Here is a 2,222-nt window from a genome sequence, read left to right as displayed (position 1 = left end):
CGTTTCCGCCTTTCCATGGCGCTTTCGATCGGCAATCGCATGGCGGGCGTCGCCTCGTCTCTCGGCGCTGGTCTGGCGGTCGCCTGGCTGGCTGCCCTCGCCCAGGGCCCGCGTGCTTTTGCCCGCGCCCAGCGCGTCGCGACGCACCCGCTCGGGCGCCTGATCTTTCTCGGCTGGGGCGTTGCCACGCTCTATCATTTTATCGCCAGCATCCGCCATCTGATCTGGGATAGCGGTGCGCGCTTCGAGAAGAAGGAAATCGACGAGGATGGCAAACGCTCGGTCTTCGTGACCGCCGGGCTGTCGCTCACGCTGGCCACCGCCTTTGTCGCCCTCTCCCGTCGCCGCAGCAAGGGAACACGCGCATGAACCGCTCTTCCGACATGCGCACGCCTCTGGCGCGCGCCAAGGGGCTTGGGGGCATGGCCGATGGCGCCGAGCACTGGACCGCCGAGCGCATCTCGGCCGTGCTTCTTGGCCCGCTTTCCATCTGGGGTGTTGCCCAGATCCTCCGTCTCGCCGGGCGCGACCGCGAGGCCATTCTGGCCTGGGCGGGGCGTGTGCAGAATGCCGCCCCTCTGGGCCTGCTGATCGCGCTGACCGCGCGCCATGCCCAGCTTGGGCTTGAGGTCGTGGCCTCCGATTACTCGCGGGGCTGGCGGCGTTTCGGCCTGCGCCTGGTCATTCGTCTCAGCACCCTTCTTTTCGTGGCGCTCGGCTGTGCCTCGCTCGCCCGTATCCTCATCACCCGCCCGAAGGAGGGACGCTCATGAGCGCGGAATCCGCAAAGAAATACCGCATCGTCGATCACGCCTATGATGTCGTGGTGGTCGGTGCCGGGGGCTCGGGTCTGCGCGCCACGCTGGGCATGGGCGCAGGCGGTCTGCGCACGGCCTGCGTCACCAAGGTCTTCCCCACACGCAGCCATACCGTGGCGGCGCAGGGCGGAATTGGTGCCTCGCTGGGCAATATGTCCGAGGATAACTGGCGCTGGCACATGTACGACACCGTCAAGGGCTCGGATTGGCTGGGCGATCAGGACGCGATCGAGTTCATGTGTCGCGAGGCCGAAAGCGCCGTGATGGAGCTCGAGCATTTCGGCGTGCCCTTCTCGCGCACCGAAGATGGCAAGATCTATCAGCGTCCCTTTGGTGGCCATATGAGCGAATATGGCAAGGCCCCTGTGGCCCGCGCCTGCGCCGCTGCCGACCGGACCGGCCACGCCATCCTGCATACGCTCTATCAGCAATGCCTCAAGCACCGGGTCGATTTCTATGTCGAGTATTACGTACTCGACCTGATCATGGATGATGAAGGCGTCTGTCGCGGCATTGTGGCCTGGTGCCTCGATGACGGCTCCATCCATCGCTTCAGCGCCAAGATGGTCGTGCTCGCAACCGGCGGTTACGGGCGTGCCTTCCAGAGCTGCACCTCGGCCCATTCCTGCACGGGCGATGGTGGCGGACTGGCCATGCGCGCCGGTGTGCCGACACAGGACATGGAATTCGTCCAGTTTCACCCGACCGGTATTTTCCCGGCAGGATGTCTCCTGACGGAAGGCTGTCGCGGTGAAGGCGGGTATCTGACCAATTCCGAAGGCGAGCGCTTCATGGAGCGCTACGCGCCGACCGCCAAGGATCTGGCCTCGCGCGATGTCGTATCCCGCGCCATGACCATCGAGATCAATGAAGGCCGTGGCTGTGGTCCCAAAAAGGACCATATCATGCTGCATCTGGAGCATCTTGGCCCGGAATTGCTGCATCAGCGCCTGCCCGGCATTTCCGAAACCGCGCGTATCTTCGCAGGCGTAGATGTGACCAAGGAGCCCGCACCGGTTCTGCCGACGGTCCATTACAACATGGGCGGCGTGCCGACCAATCTGCATGGCGAAGTGCTCCGCCCCACCGCCGAAAATCCCGAAGCCGTCGTACCCGGCCTCATGGCCGTGGGCGAAGCCGCCTGCGTTTCCGTGCATGGTGCCAACCGTCTCGGCACAAATTCACTGCTCGATCTCATCGTCTTCGGTCGCGCAGCGGGCAAGCGCGCCGCCGAGATCATCGACCCGAACGTGCCCTTGCCGCCTTTGCCGAAAAATGCCGGAGAGGCCATTCTCGACGGCTTCGACAAAACACGCGAAGCTTCGGGAAAATTCACGGTGGCAGAGCTGCGCGAACGTCTGCAACGCATCATGCAGAGCCATGCAGCCGTCTTTCGCAACACGA

General features: G+C 64.3%; 3 protein-coding genes. All 3 read left to right on the top strand.

Translation table 11 applies throughout. From position 1 onward, the window contains the following. Positions 1-369: succinate dehydrogenase, cytochrome b556 subunit (sdhC, locus tag C0V97_RS16460; protein WP_233582235.1), on the top strand; the 369-nt coding region annotated here is incomplete at its 5' end. Further along, complete coding sequence (sdhD, locus tag C0V97_RS16455; protein WP_127103624.1) at positions 366-773, top strand: succinate dehydrogenase, hydrophobic membrane anchor protein; 408 nt, start codon at positions 366-368, stop codon at positions 771-773. The genes sdhC and sdhD, both read left to right, overlap by 4 nt. Beyond that, positions 770-2,222, top strand: a 1,453-nt coding sequence (sdhA, locus tag C0V97_RS16450; protein ID WP_127103623.1) for a succinate dehydrogenase flavoprotein subunit, incomplete at its 3' end; no start/stop codon positions are given. The genes sdhD and sdhA, both read left to right, overlap by 4 nt.

The organism is Asaia sp. W19 (assembly GCF_003994335.1).
Taxonomy (GTDB): Bacteria; Pseudomonadota; Alphaproteobacteria; order Acetobacterales; family Acetobacteraceae; genus Asaia.
Note: the sequence above shows the minus strand (reverse complement) of the source record. Positions and strands in the feature narration are given on the sequence as shown.

What these genes read in the sequence shown, in the direction of transcription:
- sdhD (WP_127103624.1), top strand. Translation starts at nt 366, where the DNA reads ATGAACCGCTCTTCCGACATGCGCACGCCTCTGGCGCGCGCCAAGGGG.